At 64.9% G+C, this 17,219-nt stretch carries 16 protein-coding genes; 4 read left to right on the forward strand and 12 right to left on the reverse strand.

The window, feature by feature from the left end:
• Positions 1-51: 51 nt before the first annotated feature.
• The 5 genes from HYH08_RS08150 to HYH08_RS08170 form a co-directional block, all read right to left on the reverse strand.
• Positions 52-810, reverse strand: coding sequence for an OmpW/AlkL family protein (locus HYH08_RS08150; RefSeq protein WP_220009247.1), 759 nt, complete (start codon positions 808-810; stop codon positions 52-54).
• Positions 811-990: 180 nt separating this feature from the next.
• Positions 991-1,260 (reverse strand): hypothetical protein, encoded by a 270-nt coding sequence (locus HYH08_RS08155; protein ID WP_220009248.1) that lies wholly within the window; start codon positions 1,258-1,260, stop codon positions 991-993.
• 223 nt (positions 1,261-1,483) lie between these two features.
• Positions 1,484-3,394, reverse strand: coding sequence for a propionyl-CoA synthetase (locus HYH08_RS08160; RefSeq protein ID WP_220009249.1), 1,911 nt, complete (start codon positions 3,392-3,394; stop codon positions 1,484-1,486).
• Between the two features lie 305 nt (positions 3,395-3,699).
• On the reverse strand, positions 3,700-5,082 hold the full coding sequence (locus HYH08_RS08165; protein WP_220009250.1) for a tetratricopeptide repeat protein: 1,383 nt from the start codon (positions 5,080-5,082) through the stop codon (positions 3,700-3,702).
• 247 nt (positions 5,083-5,329) lie between these two features.
• The gene (locus HYH08_RS08170; RefSeq protein WP_220009251.1) at positions 5,330-6,094 is read right to left on the reverse strand and encodes a tetratricopeptide repeat protein; all 765 of its coding nucleotides are present in this window, start codon (positions 6,092-6,094) and stop codon (positions 5,330-5,332) included.
• 80 nt (positions 6,095-6,174) lie between these two features.
• On the opposite strand from HYH08_RS08170, the gene HYH08_RS08175 reads away from it, so the two are divergent.
• Together HYH08_RS08175 and HYH08_RS08180 are read left to right on the forward strand one after the other, a co-directional pair.
• Complete coding sequence (locus tag HYH08_RS08175; protein WP_220009252.1) at positions 6,175-7,752, forward strand: cation:proton antiporter; 1,578 nt, start codon at positions 6,175-6,177, stop codon at positions 7,750-7,752.
• Positions 7,753-7,823: 71 nt separating this feature from the next.
• On the forward strand, positions 7,824-8,594 hold the full coding sequence (locus tag HYH08_RS08180) for a hypothetical protein (protein WP_220009253.1): 771 nt from the start codon (positions 7,824-7,826) through the stop codon (positions 8,592-8,594).
• A 175-nt stretch (positions 8,595-8,769) separates the two neighbouring features.
• Here HYH08_RS08180 and HYH08_RS08185 read toward each other — a convergent pair whose 3' ends face one another.
• The 5 genes from HYH08_RS08185 to HYH08_RS08205 form a co-directional block, all read right to left on the reverse strand.
• Entirely contained in the window at positions 8,770-9,576 is an 807-nt protein-coding gene (locus HYH08_RS08185; protein ID WP_220009254.1) for an SDR family NAD(P)-dependent oxidoreductase, read from the reverse strand.
• A gap of 96 nt (positions 9,577-9,672) precedes the next feature.
• Entirely contained in the window at positions 9,673-10,050 is a 378-nt protein-coding gene (locus HYH08_RS08190) for a DUF1850 domain-containing protein (protein ID WP_349631405.1), read from the reverse strand.
• Positions 10,047-12,158, reverse strand: coding sequence for a TRAP transporter permease (locus HYH08_RS08195; protein ID WP_220009256.1), 2,112 nt, complete (start codon positions 12,156-12,158; stop codon positions 10,047-10,049). Before HYH08_RS08195 ends, HYH08_RS08190 begins: the two co-directional genes overlap by 4 nt.
• 158 nt (positions 12,159-12,316) lie before the next feature.
• Positions 12,317-13,264, reverse strand: a complete 948-nt coding sequence (locus HYH08_RS08200) for a TAXI family TRAP transporter solute-binding subunit (protein WP_220009257.1) — start codon at positions 13,262-13,264, stop codon at positions 12,317-12,319.
• A gap of 182 nt (positions 13,265-13,446) precedes the next feature.
• Positions 13,447-13,926, reverse strand: coding sequence for a hypothetical protein (locus HYH08_RS08205; protein WP_220009258.1), 480 nt, complete (start codon positions 13,924-13,926; stop codon positions 13,447-13,449).
• 194 nt (positions 13,927-14,120) lie between these two features.
• On the opposite strand from HYH08_RS08205, the gene HYH08_RS08210 reads away from it, so the two are divergent.
• On the forward strand, positions 14,121-14,420 hold the full coding sequence (locus tag HYH08_RS08210; RefSeq protein WP_220009397.1) for a hypothetical protein: 300 nt from the start codon (positions 14,121-14,123) through the stop codon (positions 14,418-14,420).
• A gap of 149 nt (positions 14,421-14,569) precedes the next feature.
• Here the strand turns inward: HYH08_RS08210 and HYH08_RS08215 are convergent, their stop codons facing one another.
• Positions 14,570-15,784 (reverse strand): hypothetical protein, encoded by a 1,215-nt coding sequence (locus tag HYH08_RS08215; protein WP_220009259.1) that lies wholly within the window; start codon positions 15,782-15,784, stop codon positions 14,570-14,572.
• A gap of 73 nt (positions 15,785-15,857) precedes the next feature.
• The gene (locus HYH08_RS08220; protein WP_220009260.1) at positions 15,858-16,484 is read right to left on the reverse strand and encodes an NUDIX hydrolase; all 627 of its coding nucleotides are present in this window, start codon (positions 16,482-16,484) and stop codon (positions 15,858-15,860) included.
• 71 nt (positions 16,485-16,555) lie between these two features.
• Between HYH08_RS08220 and HYH08_RS08225 the strand changes: the two genes are divergently transcribed.
• Positions 16,556-16,981, forward strand: coding sequence for a PaaI family thioesterase (locus HYH08_RS08225; RefSeq protein WP_220009261.1), 426 nt, complete (start codon positions 16,556-16,558; stop codon positions 16,979-16,981).
• The last annotated feature ends 238 nt before the right edge of the window (positions 16,982-17,219 follow it).

Raw genomic sequence — 17,219 nt, forward strand, 5'->3', positions numbered from 1 at the left:
ATGAGAGGTGGGTGCCCCCGCGGGGGCACGTCACGCAGGCAGGCGACGGCCTCAGAACTTGTACGTCACGCCCCCGCCGACCAGCCACGGATCGATATGCGCGGTGCCGGTGACCGGCAGGCCGGAAACGGTCGCGGAATAATCCGGCCGCAGCCAGAGCTTCTTGACGTCGAAGTTGAGGCCCCAGTGCCGGTCGAGCATGTAGTCGAAGCCGAACTGCACGGCACCGCCCCAGGCGTTGCTCACATGCAGGTTCGTGGTGGTGGCGACGATCGCAGGCGGACCGGCGATTGCGGCCGGCACATTGGCCGCGGAATTGTTGAAGAACACGGTGTAGTTCACGCCGGCGCCGACATACGGCTTGAACGCGCCGAACTGATCGAAATGATATTGCAGCGTCAGCGTCGGCGGCAGCAGCGTGGTCTTGCCGATCGGCAGATTGGCGAGCGAGCCGGTGCCGCTGATCGAATGCCGGGTGACGCCGAGGATCAGCTCGGCCGCGATGTTCTTCGTGAAGAAATAGCTGATGTCGAGCTCGGGCACGACCTGGTTGCTGATCGAAAGGCCCGAATTCGGCGACGACAGCGAGGGCACGCCCGCGACATTGACAGTGCTGCCGCCGGTATCCGGCAACACGCCAAGCGCGCGCAGGCGGATCATCCACGGATTGAACGCCTCCACCGGCGGCGGGGCCTTCTTGTAAACCGGCAGATCCGCGGCCTGCGCTGATGCAAAGGCCCCCGCGAGCATCGTGCCGAAAACCGCTCCAAGCGCCGCGCGCCGCGCCAGATTTCTGATCGTTCCGTCCATACCAATCCCCTTCAGCCATATCTGCGCATCGTTGCGCGACATCAGCGTCAGAGCAGAAAGGGGATGGTGAAGGATTTGACCTCGATCAAATCAGGACTGGCGCGACACGATTTGGATCAAGCGTTGCAGATGTGTCACGACCGGCGCCCGTGAATGACACCGGATAATACCGTCCGCGGCCTACGGCCGCTCGGGATGGTTCAGCATATACTCGCCGAGATCGCGCTGACGGCGGTCGGCGCGCGCGGTGGCGGCGTTGCGCTGGACGTCGCGGTCCTTGCGGCAGGCCACATATTCCTGTGAGCCCACCACATAGCCGCGGCTCTGGCACACCGCATCGTCATCATCGCCCCCCAACGCCACCGGCGTCTGGTAGCGCGCCGAGCAGGCGGAGAGAGCGGTTGCGAGAGCTACGACTGCAAGGAGGCGCGGCGCGGTGGCGAGTGGCATACAAGGTCCCCTGTTGGCCGGCCCTGTTTAGCGCGGAATGAGGAGAATGTAAGTCCCCGGAAGGCGCTCCCGCACCCACGGTCATTCCCCGCGAAGGCGGGGAATCCAGTACGCCGCGGCGGTCATTGGATCACAACTCCGGCCGCGGCGTACTGGATCACCCGCCTGCGCGGGTGATGACACCGTAATTGGTACGCTAGCGCGACGCGTTACTGAGCAAACCTCACACCCGCCCCTTCAACGCCTCGCCGATCTCGTCGAGCACCTTGGGATCCTCGATCGTGGCCGGCATGGTCCAGCTCTCGCCGTCCGCGATCTTCTTGATGGTGCCGCGCAAAATCTTGCCCGAGCGCGTCTTGGGCAGGCGTCCCACGGTGATGGCGAGCTTGAAGGCGGCGACGGGGCCGAGCTTGTCGCGCACCAGCGCGATGATTTCCTTCTCGATCTCGGTGGGCGACCGCTTCACCCCGGCCTTGAGCACCAGGAAGCCGCAGGGCACCTCGCCCTTGATCGCGTCCTTGACGCCGAGCACGGCGCATTCGGCGACGTCGGGATGCGAGGCCAGGATCTCCTCCATGCCGCCGGTCGAGAGGCGGTGGCCGGCAACATTGATGATGTCGTCGGTGCGGCCCATGACGAAGACATAGCCGTCCTCGTCCTTGTAGCCGGCATCCGAGGTTTTGTAATAGCCGGGGAATTCGCTCAGATAAGCTTCCTTGAAGCGCCCATCCTGATTCCACAGCGTCGGCAGGCAGCCCGGCGGCATCGGCAGCTTGATGACGATCGAGCCCATGGTGTTGGGACCGACGGGCTTTGCCGCCTCATCCACGACGTCGACCTGATAGCCCGGCATCGGCACCGTCGGCGAGCCGTGCTTCACCGGCAGCAGTCCAAGGCCCACCGGATTGCCGGCGATGCACCAGCCGGTCTCGGTCTGCCACCAATGATCGATGACGGGCACCTTCAGCTGCTGCTCCGCCCATTCCACCGTCGGCGGATCGGCGCGCTCGCCGGCCAGGAACAGCGTGCGGAATTTGGAGAGATCGTATTGCCGGATGAACTTTCCGTCCGGATCCTCCTTGCGGATCGCGCGGAAAGCGGTCGGCGCGGTGAACAGCGCCACCGCCTTGTGCTCGGAGATGACGCGCCAGAACGCGCCGGCATCGGGCGTGCCGACCGGCTTGCCCTCATACATGATCGAGGTCGCGCCGTGCAGCAGCGGGCCATAGATGATGTAGCTGTGGCCGACCACCCAGCCGATGTCGGAGCCGCACCACCAGACCTCGCCCGGCTTGACGCCATAGAGGTTGAACATCGACCATTTCACCGCAACGAGATGGCCGCCATTGTCGCGCACGACGCCCTTGGGAATGCCTGTGGTCCCTGATGTGTAGAGGATGTAGAGCGGATCGGTGGCGGCGACGGGCACGCAAGGCGCTTTCTTGCCGTCATTCATCGCCTTGCGGCGCAGGCTCGCCCAATCGTAGTCGCGGCCCGGCGTGAGATCGCAGGTGAGCTGCGGACGTTGCAGCACGATACAGGCCTTCGGCTTCGCACTCGCCAGCTTGATCGCTTCGTCGAGCAGCGGCTTGTACTGCACGATGCGACCGGGCTCGATGCCGCAGCTCGCCGACAGAATGAGCTTTGGCTGGGCATCGTCGATGCGGCTGGCAAGCTCCTTGGCGGCAAAGCCGCCGAACACCACCGAGTGCACCGCGCCGATGCGGGCGCAGGCGAGCATCGCGACCACGGCCTCCGGCACCATCGGCATATAGAGGATGACGCGGTCACCCTTGGCGACGCCGAAATCCTGCATGATGGCGCCGAGCGCCTGCACCTCAGCGAGCAGCTCGGCATAGGTGAATTTGGTGACCGAATTGGTCAGTGGCGAATCATGGATCAGCGCGAGCTGGTCGGCGCGGCCCCGTTCGACATGGCGGTCGAGCGCGTTGTAGCAGGTGTTGACGACGCCGCCGGCGAACCAGCGGCCGTAAACGCCCTGCGTGGGATCGAAGATCTTTTTCGGCGGCTCGATCCAGTCGATCTCCTTCGCCGCCTCGGCCCAAAAGCCCTCGGGGTCGGCCAGCGAGCGCGCATGGACCTCGTGATAGAGACTCTTGCCCTGGACATTCATTCCCGCGCTCCCGTTCCCTTTATTCGCCTGGTCTTGACCTGACCGACAGGACGAGCGTCCCGCCATGACAGGGATCAAAGGCCGGCGTTGTTTGAGCGGTATTTTCGAAGGGATCGGGGCGCGGTTCAAGCTGAAAAGAAGTTATCTGCTCCCTCTCCCCGTTCTTACGGGGAGAGGGTCGGGGTGAGGGGCTGCCTCCGCAGAGACGGTGGCAGCTGGACTCGCGGAGAGTCCCCCTCACCCGGAATTTGCTCGCGCAAATTCCGGCCTCTCCCCGCAGGCGGGGAGAGGCGAAGATTCCCGCATCAGCTCTCTATCGCATTCAGCTTCTGCAAGCGCTCCTGCATGACCTTCCGGAGATCATAGCCAGGCCGGCCGAAGCTCGCATTGCGCGTGGCGAGGAAATCGCGCTGGGTCTTGCGCAAATCGCCGGCCGAGCGCTTGCTCGCCGACTTCAACACGCGCTCATAGGTCTCCGCGATCTGGCGGTCGAGCACGCCGAGCTGCGGATCGGCGCAGATCACCTTCTCGACCTCCCGCCTCGCCGTCGCGCAATCGAAGGACGGACCGTTGCCGGAATTGGCGGCCAGCGGGCGCCGCGGCTCATCGCCGAATTTCGCGATCTCCGCGATCATGGTGCGGCGGCCGCCCGCCGCGTTGTCGTTGCCGGGATCGAGCTTCAGCGCGGCCTCGTAATCGGCCAGTGCCTTCCTGCGCTCGCCCATCTTCTTGTAGAGCACGGCGCGGTTGTTGTAGGTCTGCGCGAAATTCGGGTCGAGCTTCAGTGCAGCCTCGTAGTCGCTCAGCGCGGCACCGAGCTCGCCCTTGAGCTGATGGGAATCGCCGCGGTTGGTGAAGAAGTTCGGCTTCGGTGCCAGCCGCAGCGCCTGGTCGTAATCGGCGATTGCCTCGTCGTACTTGCCCATCGCAGCCAGCGTCAGGCCGCGATTGTCATAATATTCGGGAACCTTCGGATCGAGCCTGATCGCCTCGCCGTCATCGGCGACCGCCTTGTCGAGCTGGCCGAGCTTCTTGTAGGCCGCGCCGCGATTGGTGTAGCTGCGCGCCCGGTTCGGATCGAGCCGCAAGGCTTCGCTGAGATCGCGGATCGCCTTCTCGTTATCGCCGCCGAGATAATAGGTGACGCCGCGGTCGGACCAGGCTTGCGCATCATCCGGCTTCAGCTTGATGGCCCGATCGTAATCGGCCAGCGCGCGGTCGAGCCGGCGCTGATTGGTGTAGACGACGCCGCGCAACTCATAGGCCTCCGAATCCTCAGGATCGAGCTCGATCGCCTTGGTCAGGTCCGCCGCTGCACGGCTGAGATCACCGCCGGCCTCGCGCAAGAGGTCGCCGCGCAGGCGCCAGGCCTTTGCGTTCTTGCCGTCGAGCGCGATGGCCCGGTCGATGTCGCGCAGCGCCTGCGTGAGACCGCCCGAGGTCCGCGCATGGGCGTCGGCGCGCAGCAGCAGCGCCGCGGCGCGATCCGACGGCGAATTCGAGGTCTGGTCGACGACGGCGCTGCATGCCGCGATCAGTTCGGCGGGAGCAGCCTTGCTGCCGGAGACACAATCGGCGGCCGAGGCCGGAGCGGCGAGAACAAGGCTCATGGCGGCGCTGAGCAGCAAGGCGCGCAGCGGGATTTTGGCAAACGGGAACATTTGCGCGGAAGAACGCGTGCCGCACATCGGGAAGGCTCCGTGACATCAGGTTTTCACCATTGTCGCGGGCGCGAGCGGATCGGTTCAATTTCGGGTTTGATGTGAGGGGCGGACGGTGCCTGCACTCCCTCGCCCCGCTTGCGGGGAGAGGGTGGGGTGAGGGGGAGTCTCCGCGGGAGACGGTGAGAGATGGACTCGCGGAGACTCCCCCTCACCCGGATCGCATCTCCGATGCGCTCCGGCCTCTCCCCGCACGCGGGGAGAGGCGAAGAACTCAATACCCTTCGACGCCGTTGATCTTCTGCAGGCGCTCCTGCATCGCCTTCTTCAGGTCGTATCCCGGCCGGCCGAAGGAGGCATTGCGGCGGGCGATGAATTCGTCCTGCTCGCGCTGAAGCGCCCTGGCTTCCGCGGGATTGCGCGCCTCGCGGATCGCCCGCGCATTCGATCCGAAGATCTCGCGGTCGAGATCGGCGAGCTCGCGATTGCCGCAGATCGCCTTCTCCACGGCACGGGCCGCACTCCGGCAATTGAAGCTGGGCTTGCCGGCGACCGCCATCTGCGCGCCGATCCGCTCCAGCTCGCGCGCCATCGCCTTGTGATTGGCCCTGGCCTTCTCATGGTTGGGATCGATTTTCAACGCCGCGCCGAAATCCTGCACCGCCTTGGGCTTGTCGCCCTTCTTCAGCCAGAGCTCGCCGCGCGCGTTGAAGACATCCGCAAGGCCGGGATCGAGCAAAAGAGCGCGGCTGTCGTCGGCGATGGCGCGGTCGACCTGATCGTGCCGCGCATAAAGCGCGCCGCGCGCGATCAGCGCCTTGACCAGCTCCGCCTTGGCCGTCTTCTCATTGTCGATCACGGTGGCGCAGGCGGTGGCGGCCTTGTCGATGTCGTCGGCCGCGGTCGCGGCGAGGCACGGCGCGATATCGACCTGCACGACGGCGGCGGGCTCGCCGCCGGTCGCCGCATGGGCCGCTTGGAGCGAAAGCGCGGAGAACACCACGGCCCCCGACAATCGAATGAATTTTTGAAAACGCATGCTGGCTGCGGTCGGAAAGTCTTCTTCACTCTTGCCTTGGGGCTGCACTATCCATCATACGGCCCGATTGGTGCTAGCGTGTGGCAAGGCCAAAATCGGTTTCGGGGACTATCGTGTCGACATTCGAATGGATCATCGCGTTGCTGCTCGGCGCCGTTGCATTATCGGCGCTGGCGCGGCGGATCAAGGTCCCATACCCGACCTTTCTCGCCATCGGCGGCGCGCTGATCGCTTTCGTGCCTGATAGCCCGACCTGGACGCTGGAGCCGGACCTGGCGTTGGCGCTTTTTGTCGCACCGGTCCTGCTCGATGCCGCGTTCGACACCTCGCTGCGGGACCTGCGCAAAAACTGGGTTCCGGTCTCGACCCTGGTCGTCGTCGCGGTCGGCCTGACCGCGGCCGGCGTTGCCTATGTCGCGCACCGATTGATGCCCGACATGCCCTGGGCCGCTGCGGTTGCACTCGGCGCCATCGTGGCGCCGCCGGATGCGGCGGCCGCCGTCGCGATCCTCAGCCAGGTCAAGCTGCCCTACCGCATGGTCAAGGTGCTCGAGGGCGAAAGCCTGCTCAACGACGCCAGCGCGCTGCTGATCTATCGCATCGCCGTCGGCGCCGTGGTGATGGAGCACCTGAAATGGAGCGAGGTCGCGCCGACGATCGCGCTCGGGCTGGTCGGCAGCGTGCTTGCCGGACTTCTCGCCGCACGCATCATCCCACTGTTTCTGGAACGCGTGACGGAGGCACCGAGCGCCATCATCGTGCAGTTCGGCACCACCTTCGTGATCTGGATCGCCGCCGAGCATCTCGGCCTCTCCGGCATCCTCACCATCGTCGTCTACGCGATCACCCTTGCGCGCACGGCAGGAGAGCGCATGCCGGCCAGGCTGCGGGTGCCGTCCTATGCGGTGTGGGAGACGACGGTGTTCGTGCTCAACGTGCTGGCCTTCATGATGATCGGCATGCAGATGCGGCCGATCTGGACAAGGCTGGATGCGGAGGTGCGCTGGGAATATTGCGTGGCCGCGGCATGGATCCTGCTCACGGTGGTGCTGGTGCGCATACTCTGGATCATGTTCTATCGCACCATATTGCGCGTGCTGATCGCACGCGACCTCTATCACCCCAAGGATCCGAAGGCCGTCGTCTCGCCGAAGGGCGGCTTCGTCATCGCCTGGTGCGGCATGCGCGGCCTCGTCACGCTCGCCACCGCCTTCGCGCTGCCCGAGAACTTTCCCTATCGCGACTTCATCGTCTTCATCGCGTTTGCGGTCGTGCTGGGGTCGCTGATCGTCCAGGGCCTGACACTGCGGCCGCTGATCCTCGCCTTCGGTCTGAAGGATGATGACCCGGTCGGCATCGAGGTGGCGCGGGCCCGCGCCATCGCCTATCGCGCGGCGCTCGATGCAATCGAGGACGATCCGTCGGAGGAAGCGGAGATCCTGCGGCTCGAATATCGCGCCATCCTGATGCAGGCGGACGACGATCCCCATGGCGGCATCACCAATGGCGAGCTGCCCGCCGATCCGCTGCGCCGCCGCGCCATCGCGGCCGCCCGCAAATCGATCTTCCACCTCCGCGCCACCGAGGTGATCGGCGACGATGCGTTTCACCGGCTCGAGGGCGAGCTCGATCTCGCGGAATTGAGCGCTGGCGGATGAGTTACGTGCGCTAGGTCACACAAGACTGTCCAGGGGGTGAACCGGATCGTTTGCTCATAGACTCACCCCTGATGACAACCTTGATCGACGACCGTCGTGTCCGCGCGCGTGATGCGTCGCCTGCACGATATTTTTATCTGCACATGGCCCTTGCCTGCGCCGCCACGGCGTTTCTCGGCTTCGCACCGACCTATTTCGTGCCGCTCGCTCACCGGACCTTGTCTGCAAGCCCGGTGATTCATTTTCACGGACTCTTGTTCTTCAGCTGGTCAATCTATTTCGTGATCCAGACCTGGCTCGCGGCCTCGGGCCGCCTGGTCAATCACCGCGCACTCGGCATCGCCGGCGTCTCGCTCGCGACCGCGATGACCATCTTCGGTTTCCTCGCCTCCGTGCATGTGATGCAGCATTCCGCCGCACTCGGGCAGAAAGAGGCCGGCATCGCCTTCTCGATCGTGCCGATGAGCGGCATCGCGTTCTTTGCAGTCGTATTCGTGCTCGCGATCATGAACGCGCGCAAGCCCGAGACTCACAAGCGCCTGATGGTGCTCGCCGCGGTCTCGATCCTCGACGCCGCGATCGCGCGCTGGTTTCTCACCTTCCTCGCCCCTCCTGGACCGCCCGGCCCGCCGCCGGTGCCGGTGACGATCGCCCCGGCCGTGGTCGCCTCGCTCCTGCTCGTCGTCGCCATGGTGCGCGACTGGCGCAGCGAAGGCCGCGTGCATCCGGTCTATATCTACGGCACGCTTGCGTTGCTGGCGGTGAAGTTTTTGAATTGGCCGATCAGCGAGACGGCGGCGTGGCATTCGTTCGCCGGAGGGATTCTGGCGCTGGCGCAGTGAACTATCTGTAGCGGAAACACCAGCGCAAAGACCGTCACCCTGAGGTGGCCGCTTCTTCAGCGGCCCTCGAAGGGCGACGGCCCGGCTGCATCTCGGCCGTTCATCCTTCGAGGCTCCCGATGGGGCGCTTTGCGCCCCGTCACTCGCACCTCAGGATGACGGGTCTCACAGCGTATCAAGCCCCTGCCTTGCACGTGATCCCACCGTCCACCACGAGCTCAATCCCCGTGACATATCTCGACTCGTCCGACGCCAGGAACAGCGCGGCATTCGCGACGTCGAAGGCCTCGCCCATGTGGCCCATCGGCACCTGCGCATCCCTGGCGCGCCACATCGCTTCGACGTCGCCCTTGGCGTAGCTGTTGGCAAGTCCAGCGGAATGCTCGACCATCGGCGTCTTCATCAGGCCGGGCAGGATCGCGTTGACGCGGACATGGTTCTTCGCGAACTCGATCGCGGTGGAGCGCGTCAGCTGGTTCATCGCCGCCTTGCTGGCGTTGTAGCTGACATAGGAAATACCGACATGGCGGATCGACGCGATCGAGGAGATGTTGATGATCGAGCCGCCGCCCTGCTTCACCATGACCGGAATGACGTGCTTCATGGCGAGATAAGCGCTCTTGAGGTTGACGGTGAAGACGCGGTCCCAGCGCTCCTCGTCGAGATCGACGACGCTGCCGATCTCGGCGATGCCGACGTTGTTGTCGAGCACGTCGATGCGGCCATAGGCCTTCAGGCACGCCGCCACCATCGCCTCGATCTCGGCATGTCGCGCGACGTCGGCCGTGAACGCGGTCGCCTTGCCGCCTTCGCCGGTGATGATCTTCGCGGTCTCTTCGGCCGCGGTGCCGTTGCGGTCGACGCAAAATACCTGCGCACCCTCGCGCGCGAAGGTCACCGCCGTGGCCTTGCCGTTGCCCCAGCCGGGTCCGATCGAGCCGGCCCCCACCACCATCGCAACCTTGCCCTTGAGCCGATCCATCGCGTGTCTCCCGTGTTGTTGTTCTTCTTGTAGCCTGGATGGAGCGCAGCGCAATCCGGGGGCAGTGGTCCCGGATTACGCTTCGCTCCATCCGGGCTACGGATCGCTACAAATCTTCATCGTGGTGACGTTAGCACCGACGGGATGCCCGACAATCTCCGAAAGCGTCTGGCACTTCCCATCGTGACATAATCGCCATTCGCCGGCCTCGCCGGAATTCCCCAGCACCACCTCCGGCATCGGCGCGCGCTGCGGCTGCCATTGAAACCAGCCATCGACCAGCCGCGCCTCGGGCGGCGGCTCCATGCCGGGGCCGGTGCCCTTGACGCGGGCAGCGACCAGTTCGAGACCGGCGGGCGTGACGCGCCAGTCTTCCTGCCAGTCCACCTTCGCGATCGAATGCGTCCAGACCAGCGTGAAGGCGGTGAGCGACAGCGCCTTCACGCCTCCCATCGTTGCGAAGCAGAGGCTCACGCGGCTTCGGCGACGGCCGGCGGACGCTGCCGCCACTGCCACAGCACCAGCGCTGCCGCGAGCACGAAGCCCGCGGTGTCGCTGAAGGCGAAGTCGCCGAGCAGGCAGAACGCAGCACCGAGCGCAACGGCGCGTTCGAGCAGCGTCAGCTTCGTGAACAGGAAGCCGATCGCGACCATGCCGAACAGCGCGATCGCGACCAGCGCCTTGAAGCTCGCCAGCGCCACCGCGCCGTAGAAGCCGAGTTTAACGGCCATGGGATCGCCGGCCTGCAGCATCAAGGCCGGCGAATAGACGAAGATGAAGGGAATGACGTAGCCGGCGAGCGCGATGCGCATCGCCTCCCAGCCGATCTTGTCCGGGTTCTCCTTCGCGATCGGCGCCGCCGCGAGCGCGGCGAGCGCGACCGGCGGCGAGAGGTCGGCCATGATGCCGTAATAGAACGCGAACATGTGGCTCGCGATCAGGGGTACCCCTAACTTCGCCAGCGCCGGCGCGGCCAGCGCGGCGGTGATGATGTAGGTCGGGATGGTCGGAATGCCGGTGCCGAGCAGGATTGACAGCAGCATGGTCATGATCAGCGCCAGGAACAGGCTCTTCTCGCCGAGCCCGATCACCCAGCCGCCGAAGATGGTGCCGACGCCGGTCTGCGACATCATGCCGATGATGACGCCGACGATGGCGCAGGCCATGCCGACGGTGATGGCGGACTTTGCGCTTTCGGCGAGCGCATCGCGGCAGTCGCGCAAGGCCTTGATGCCGCCGCGGACGAACGCGGTGATCACGATCAGGGCGACGACGACGCTCGCGACCGGCACGATCTGGAGACCGTCACGCGACAATGCGGCGACCACCAGGGCGAGCCCGACCCAGAAGATGGAACGGACGACCATCGAGGAGGCCCCCGTCGTGATGGCGGTGCCAAGGATCAGCGCCACCGTCAGCGCGAGGCCCATGCTGCCGGCATAGAGCGGCGTGAAACCTTCGAACAGCATGTAGACCAGCGCCGCGAGCGGCAGCACGAGATACCAGCCCTTCACCAGCGCGCGCCAGGCACTCGGCGTCTCCGATTTCTTCATGCCGGTGAGGCCGTGCTTGCCGGCTTCGAGGTGCACCATCCAGAACGCGGAGGCGAAATAGAGGATTGCAGGGATCGCCGCGGCCTTGACGATCTCCGAATACTGGACGCCGAGCGTCTCCGCCATGATGAAGGCGACCGCCCCCATCACCGGCGGCATGATCTGGCCGCCCATCGACGCGGTGGCCTCGACACCCGCCGCGAAGGCGCGGCGATATCCGAACCTGATCATCAGGGGAATGGTGAACTGGCCGACGGTGACGACGTTGGCGACGCCCGAACCCGAGATCGTGCCCATCATGCCCGAGGCGAACACCGCGACCTTGGCAGGTCCGCCGCGGGTCCTGCCGAATAGCCCGAGAGAAACGTCGGTGAAGAGCTGGATCATGCCGGCGCGCTCCAGGAACGAGCCGAACAGGATGAACAGGAAGATGTAGGTCGCCGAGACGTAGATCGGCACGCCGTAGAAGCCTTCGGTGCCGAACGACAGATGCGTGACGATCTGGTCGAAATCATAGCCGCGATGATTCAGCGGCGACGGCAGGTACTGGCCGAAGAACCAATAGAGCAGGCAGGCGCCGCACATCAGCGGCAGCGCCGCGCCCATCAGGCGCCGCGTGCCCTCGAAGATTAGCACCGCGAGCAGCGTGCCGACGGCGAGATCGAGCCTGGTCGGATCGCCGTCGCGCGCGATCAGGTCTGCATAGAAGATCCACTGGTAGAGGCCGCAGAAGAAACCGGCCGCGCCGATCACCCAGCCGAGCGCACGGCCGGCGTTGCTCTTCGCGGTGAAGTTCGCGATCAGGCCGAAGGTGAGCAGCACCAGGAAGCCGACATGGACGCCGCGCACCACCTGGCTCGGCAGATAGTTGAAGGCGGCGACATAGAGCTGGAAGGTCGCAAAGGCGATGCCGATCCAATAGGCGAGCGCGCCCCACCAGCCCGGGCCGAACCCCTCGGGGAAACCGTGCTCGAAATTGTCGAACTCGACCTTGATGGGCTCTGCGGTGCCCTCTGCCTTTTCCAGCATCTTAATCGTCCTCAGCCCCGTAAGCGCAAACATAACACCGACGCCGCCTCCGCACACGTCATGGCCGGGCTTGTCCCGGCCATCCACGGCTTACGGTGTCTCCAAGAACGTGGATGCCCGGGACAAGCCCGGGCATGACGATACGAAGGAAGCCGATCTTACTTGATCAGCCCCTTTTCCTTGTAATAGCGGATCGCGCCGGGGTGCAGCGGAACCGGGCTGCCGGTGGCGGCGGTCTCGAGCTTGATCTCCTTGCCGGCGGCGTGCGCGTTCTGCAGTTCCGGCAGCGACTCATAGACCAGCTTTGTCATTTGATAGGCGAGGTCGTCGGAGACGGCGGAGCTGGTCACGAGATAGTTCACGACAGCCGCGGTCGGCACGTCCTTGTCCTGGCCGGTATAGGTGTTGGCCGGGATGATCGCCGAGATGAAGGGCGGGCCGATCTTGTCGACGGTCTCCTTCGGCACCGACACCACCGTGATCGGGCTCGAGGTCGAGAGGTCCTTCAACGAAGCGACGCCGAGGCCGGCCGATTGCAGCGTCGCCCCTAACTGGCGGTTCTTCATGAGATCGACGGATTCGGCAAACGGCAGATATTCGACCTTGCCGAGGTCTTTGTAGCTCATGCCGGCGGCGGCGAGGATCGCGCGGGAATTCAGCTCGGTGCCCGACTTCGGCGCGCCGACCGACAGGCTCTTGCCCTTGAGGTCCGCCAGCGTCTTGATGCCGGACTCAGTGGTCGCAACGATCTGGATGTAGTTCGGATAGATCGCGCCGATGGTCCTGAGCTTGTCGAGCTTGGTCTTGAAGCCCGCCTCCTCCTCGCCGTCCCAGGCGGCCTTGAGCGAGTCGCCCAGCGTGAACGCCAATTCGCCGCGGCCCTGCTGCAGCAGGATCAGATTCTCGACCGACGCCTTGGTGGCCTGCACCTGCGTCTTCACGTTCGGAATCTTGTCGCCGTAGATCTTCCCGATCGCGACGCCGAGCGGATAGTAGACGCCGGAGGTGCCGCCGGTCAGCACGTTGATGAAGGATTGCGCCTGCGCGCAAGGTGCCGACGCCGCCAGGGCAAGCGCCGCGGCCACGCCGAAAATCGTCCGTTTCATGGTTGTTTTACTCCCCAAACCGGCGGCGAAATTGGCCGGATGAGGGATGCGGGTCAACCCGTCCAATAGTCAAAACAGGACTGCGGTAAACGGCTGTCGCGGCTCGACTTTTGGAACCCCACGGGTGCGGCGAGGTGGCGCAGTCAAGCCGCGGCGCGCACCTCGCCGTCGCCGGCAAGCCATCACTGGAACGTCATGTCCAGGCACTTGGAGATGTCGGAGCCGAGGCCGGAGGAGATGGTGATGCAGCCGCGGATCTTCTGCGCGGCCATGTCGGCGGCCCAGATCGAGTAGCCGCCGGGGCCGAAGAACGAATTGGTGTTCGGCGGCTCGGTCTCGGTGGCGTCGAAGTCGTAATGGCCGTCGGTCTCGAAGATGCGCGGCTTCTTGGTGCAGCCGCCGTCGGTCTGGACGTTGATGACTTCCTTGTTGTCGCGGGTCAGCGCCAGCGAGACCTGGCAGCGGAAATATTCCGAGGTCCTGGTGTTGAAGAGATAAGTGTAGGACTTGCAGGTCGCGGTGTTCAGCTTGCCCGGGGCAAGGCCGCGGCTGCACGAAATGCGCTGGTTGTGGCTGAGCTGGTAATCATCTGCCCTGGCCGCGGGCGCCAGCGCCATGCACAGCAGCGCGGCAGCCCAGCAGGTTTTAATGACATGGATCATTCGAATCGCCCCTACCAATCTTTTTGTCGAATTGCGTTCTAGACGGAAAGCGGAACATAGTCGCGAGGGGACGAAGGGAAAATCACAAACTGTGAGGCAAGACGTGAAGCGCTGCGGCGTTTTGCGAATTGACCCGGAAACATCGTTCGTGATTTGTTCAAGGCGGGAAGCCGCAATGGCGGGGAGGATGGATGATGGCATTTTCAACGAAGACATTTGCACTCGCATTGGTGCTGGGCGCATTCGCGGCTCCTGCATCGGCGCAAGCCCAGGCGACGCCCTGGGAGCTCAAGCCCGACACCGGCTATGCCTATGACAAGGACGGCAAGACCTTCTCCTACAAGATGGGCACCAACAATGCCGGCGATCTCTTGAAGGGCGCCAAGAAGGTGCCGAAGGGCACGCTGTTCTTCATCGGCCAGAACGGCCAGCTCTACATGCGCAGCGGCCCGTATCTCGAAGGCGACGGCACGTTCAAGTTCGGGTCGAATTAGCAAGAGCGCCACGCTCTCGGTGTCATCGTCCGCGAAGGCGGACGATCCAGTATTCCAGAGGCCGTTGTGATTGAACCGAGAAGCCGCGGCGTACTGGATGCCCCGGTCAAGCCGGGGCATGACGGCGGAGGATTTGGCAGGGCGAAGGGCTAAAACGCCGCCGTCAGTTCCTTCGCGCCGGGCTTGCTGCTGTTGAAGTCCATCCGCTCGTCCGTCACCGCGAGCAGCTTCGCCACCGTGTTGTGGCGGATCGCGACCGGGTTGCGCTCGTAGCCGCCGCGCTGGAAGAAGTTTGAGGTCGGCACCTGCTCGCGCATCGCCTGCGGCATCGTCACCATGTCGAGCCCGGTGCCGTCGCCGGTGAGGTTCATCATCTCGAGCTCGGCGGCGGTGAGCGGGCGCATGTAACCCTTGGCGCGCGCGAACAGCACCGATGTCAAGAGCTTGTGGGTCTGCAGCATCGGGCCGATGTCGATGTCGAGCACCATCGCATGCATGGCCCAGCCCTGCGCGGTGTTGCCGATCTTCTCGTGCTCCGACCAGGTGTCGGGCACCGCCTTGGCATGCGCCACCATCTTCTTCAGCACGGCGAGCTTGTGCTCGAGTGCCTGCCGCGGCGGGCCTGAGGTCTTCGCAACCTTGTCGGAGAGCGCGCGGATGAATTCGTGGCCCTGCTCGGCGAGCAGCTCGACACTGTTGGTCGTCAGCAGCTGGTTGTAGCCCATCGCGGTCGAGATCGCGCGCTTGCCGCCATGCTCGATGCCGGCCTGCACGTCGTAGCTGCCGGTGCCGCCGGTCTCGAACGAATAGACCCGCACCGCCTGCTCGCGCGTCAGGCCGGACGCGAGCGCGTAGCGCGCATAGGCACGCTTGAACTCGACCTCGCTCGCGGGCCGCTGCGGCGTGAACTGGTACAGCTCCTGCGCGGCACGCAGGAGATCGGCGACGACGGGAATGGGCTTTCGCTCGGGGCGTTCCGGGGTCTGCTCCGGCTCCGGATTCACCGGCCGCTTCGGCCCGGTGTAGAGCGGCGGGTGCTCCAGCACGTAATCGTCGAGCGTGATCTGCTGTCCGCTGCGCCGCTTGGCGTTGCGGCCTTTCCGCTTCTCGGAGATCTGGCTCCAATAGGCGCCGGCTTCCTCCTCGAAGGCTGCGCGCGCAGCCTGATATTCCTGCAGCTTGCGGCGATATTCGAGCACGGCGGGCGATGCGCCACCTTGCGTGAAAAACTGCGACAGCAGCTGGGCATTGGCATTGCGGACGGCCGGCGGCAGAACATCGGCCTCGCCGCCGCGCGCAGCGGGCGCAAGCAGGACGAGCGCCAGTGGAACCAGCCTCACGGCATGTCGAATCGAATGATGCATGCTGCCCTCTTAGCAGGCATCCGGTAACCGTCACGTTAACGCGCCGTTTACCTCTTTTTTTAAGCTCCTTGGGTCACTTCCAGGCGAACACCGGCTGTTCCAGCTCGGTGACGCGGGTGTGCCGCCCCGCCAGCACCTCGCGGAACTGATAGATCAGCGCCGCCGTCGGCGCATGGATCAGGCTCATCCGGTGATGGAAGCGGATCACGCGGCGGGTGCTCTCGGGGATGACCGTGAAGTCGAAGGCGTCGTCGCGCTCGATCGTCGCAAGCGCGATGCGGTGGACCGAGGCGACCTCGTCCGGGTTGGGCGTGATCGCGGCACTGTCCGCGGCCCAGACCACGACCGGCGTGATCAGATAGCCAGACCGCGTCGGATAATCGTCGAGCGTGCCGAGTACGTCGGCGCCCGTGAGGCGCAGGCCAAGCTCCTCGTCGAGCTCGCGCAGTGCGGCCTCGACCGGCGTCTCGCCGGCATCGCAGCGTCCGCCCGGCAGCGCCCATTGGCCGCGATGGGCGCGTAAGTGCGATGCACGCAGCGTCAGCAGCAACGCGGTGTCACCGCCCTCGCCGGCTGCTGTCAGCGCGACTGCCACCGCGGCGCGCTTCAGCGCCGAGGTGGCATCATCCTGCGGCAGCCGCGTGAAGGCGGCGCAAGCAGCCGCGATATTCCGCCGTGTGGCATCGTCGAACGGTCTCATGATGCTTGACTACACCACGTCCGCCCCCGATGAAATGAGGTCGCAAGGCCCGCACAGGAATGGACGACGAGATGACGAACAAGGCCGCCGCAAGGCTCAAATCGGAGGGCTGGAGCGTCCTCGAGACCACGGGCTTCCTGCACCTGATCGGCCCGTTGTGGGAGCGCAAGGTCGACGGCCAGTATGAATTCGCGCTCGCGACCGAGGACAAACACCACAACCGCCGCGGCCTGGTCCAGGGCGGCGTGATGATGACCTTCGCCGACCGCACCTGCGGCATGACCGCCCGCTACACCTCCGGCAAGGAGTTCATGGCGACGGTGCAGCTCGACACGCATTTCGTCGAAGCCGGCCAGATCGGCGACATCCTGATCTCCCGCCCGCGCGTGGTGCGCTCGACCCGCAGCCTGATCTTCATGAGCACTGAGGTGACAGTGGACGATCGCTGCATCGTGATGGCGAACGGCGTGTTCAAGATTTTGAAGGGGCCGGCGTAGGGGCGCACTGTAAGGCGGCCACCGCAGCTCACGACACCCACCACTGTCATTCCCCGCGAAGGCGGGGAATCCAGTACGCCGCGGCTTCTCGGCTCCATCACTGCTGCCTCTGGAATACTGGATCGGCCGCCTTCGCGGACGATGACAGCGGAGGACGCATCTCTGGATTACTTCGCTGCACTCGCAATGACGGGATGAGACGGCTATGCTGACACTCGACTGAAGCGTTGAGGAAACA

It is taken from the genome of Bradyrhizobium sp. BR 10289 (assembly GCF_019455385.1).
In the GTDB taxonomy this organism is placed as follows: domain Bacteria; phylum Pseudomonadota; class Alphaproteobacteria; order Rhizobiales; family Xanthobacteraceae; genus Bradyrhizobium.

Excerpts from the sequence above, each read along its gene's own strand:
- HYH08_RS08165 (WP_220009250.1), bottom strand. The coding sequence starts at position 5,082 with ATGTGCGGCACGCGTTCTTCCGCGCAAATGTTCCCGTTTGCCAAAATC.
- HYH08_RS08215 (WP_220009259.1), bottom strand. The coding sequence starts at position 15,784 with ATGCATCATTCGATTCGACATGCCGTGAGGCTGGTTCCACTGGCGCTC.
- HYH08_RS08155 (WP_220009248.1), bottom strand. The coding sequence starts at position 1,260 with ATGCCACTCGCCACCGCGCCGCGCCTCCTTGCAGTCGTAGCTCTCGCA.
- HYH08_RS08205 (WP_220009258.1), bottom strand. The coding sequence starts at position 13,926 with ATGATCCATGTCATTAAAACCTGCTGGGCTGCCGCGCTGCTGTGCATG.
- HYH08_RS08170 (WP_220009251.1), bottom strand. The coding sequence starts at position 6,094 with ATGCGTTTTCAAAAATTCATTCGATTGTCGGGGGCCGTGGTGTTCTCC.
- HYH08_RS08185 (WP_220009254.1), bottom strand. The coding sequence starts at position 9,576 with ATGGATCGGCTCAAGGGCAAGGTTGCGATGGTGGTGGGGGCCGGCTCG.
- HYH08_RS08160 (WP_220009249.1), bottom strand. The coding sequence starts at position 3,394 with ATGAATGTCCAGGGCAAGAGTCTCTATCACGAGGTCCATGCGCGCTCG.
- HYH08_RS08150 (WP_220009247.1), bottom strand. The coding sequence starts at position 810 with ATGGACGGAACGATCAGAAATCTGGCGCGGCGCGCGGCGCTTGGAGCG.
- HYH08_RS08220 (WP_220009260.1), bottom strand. The coding sequence starts at position 16,484 with ATGAGACCGTTCGACGATGCCACACGGCGGAATATCGCGGCTGCTTGC.
- HYH08_RS08210 (WP_220009397.1), top strand. The coding sequence starts at position 14,121 with ATGGCATTTTCAACGAAGACATTTGCACTCGCATTGGTGCTGGGCGCA.
- HYH08_RS08225 (WP_220009261.1), top strand. The coding sequence starts at position 16,556 with ATGACGAACAAGGCCGCCGCAAGGCTCAAATCGGAGGGCTGGAGCGTC.
- HYH08_RS08180 (WP_220009253.1), top strand. The coding sequence starts at position 7,824 with ATGACAACCTTGATCGACGACCGTCGTGTCCGCGCGCGTGATGCGTCG.
- HYH08_RS08195 (WP_220009256.1), bottom strand. The coding sequence starts at position 12,158 with ATGCTGGAAAAGGCAGAGGGCACCGCAGAGCCCATCAAGGTCGAGTTC.
- HYH08_RS08200 (WP_220009257.1), bottom strand. The coding sequence starts at position 13,264 with ATGAAACGGACGATTTTCGGCGTGGCCGCGGCGCTTGCCCTGGCGGCG.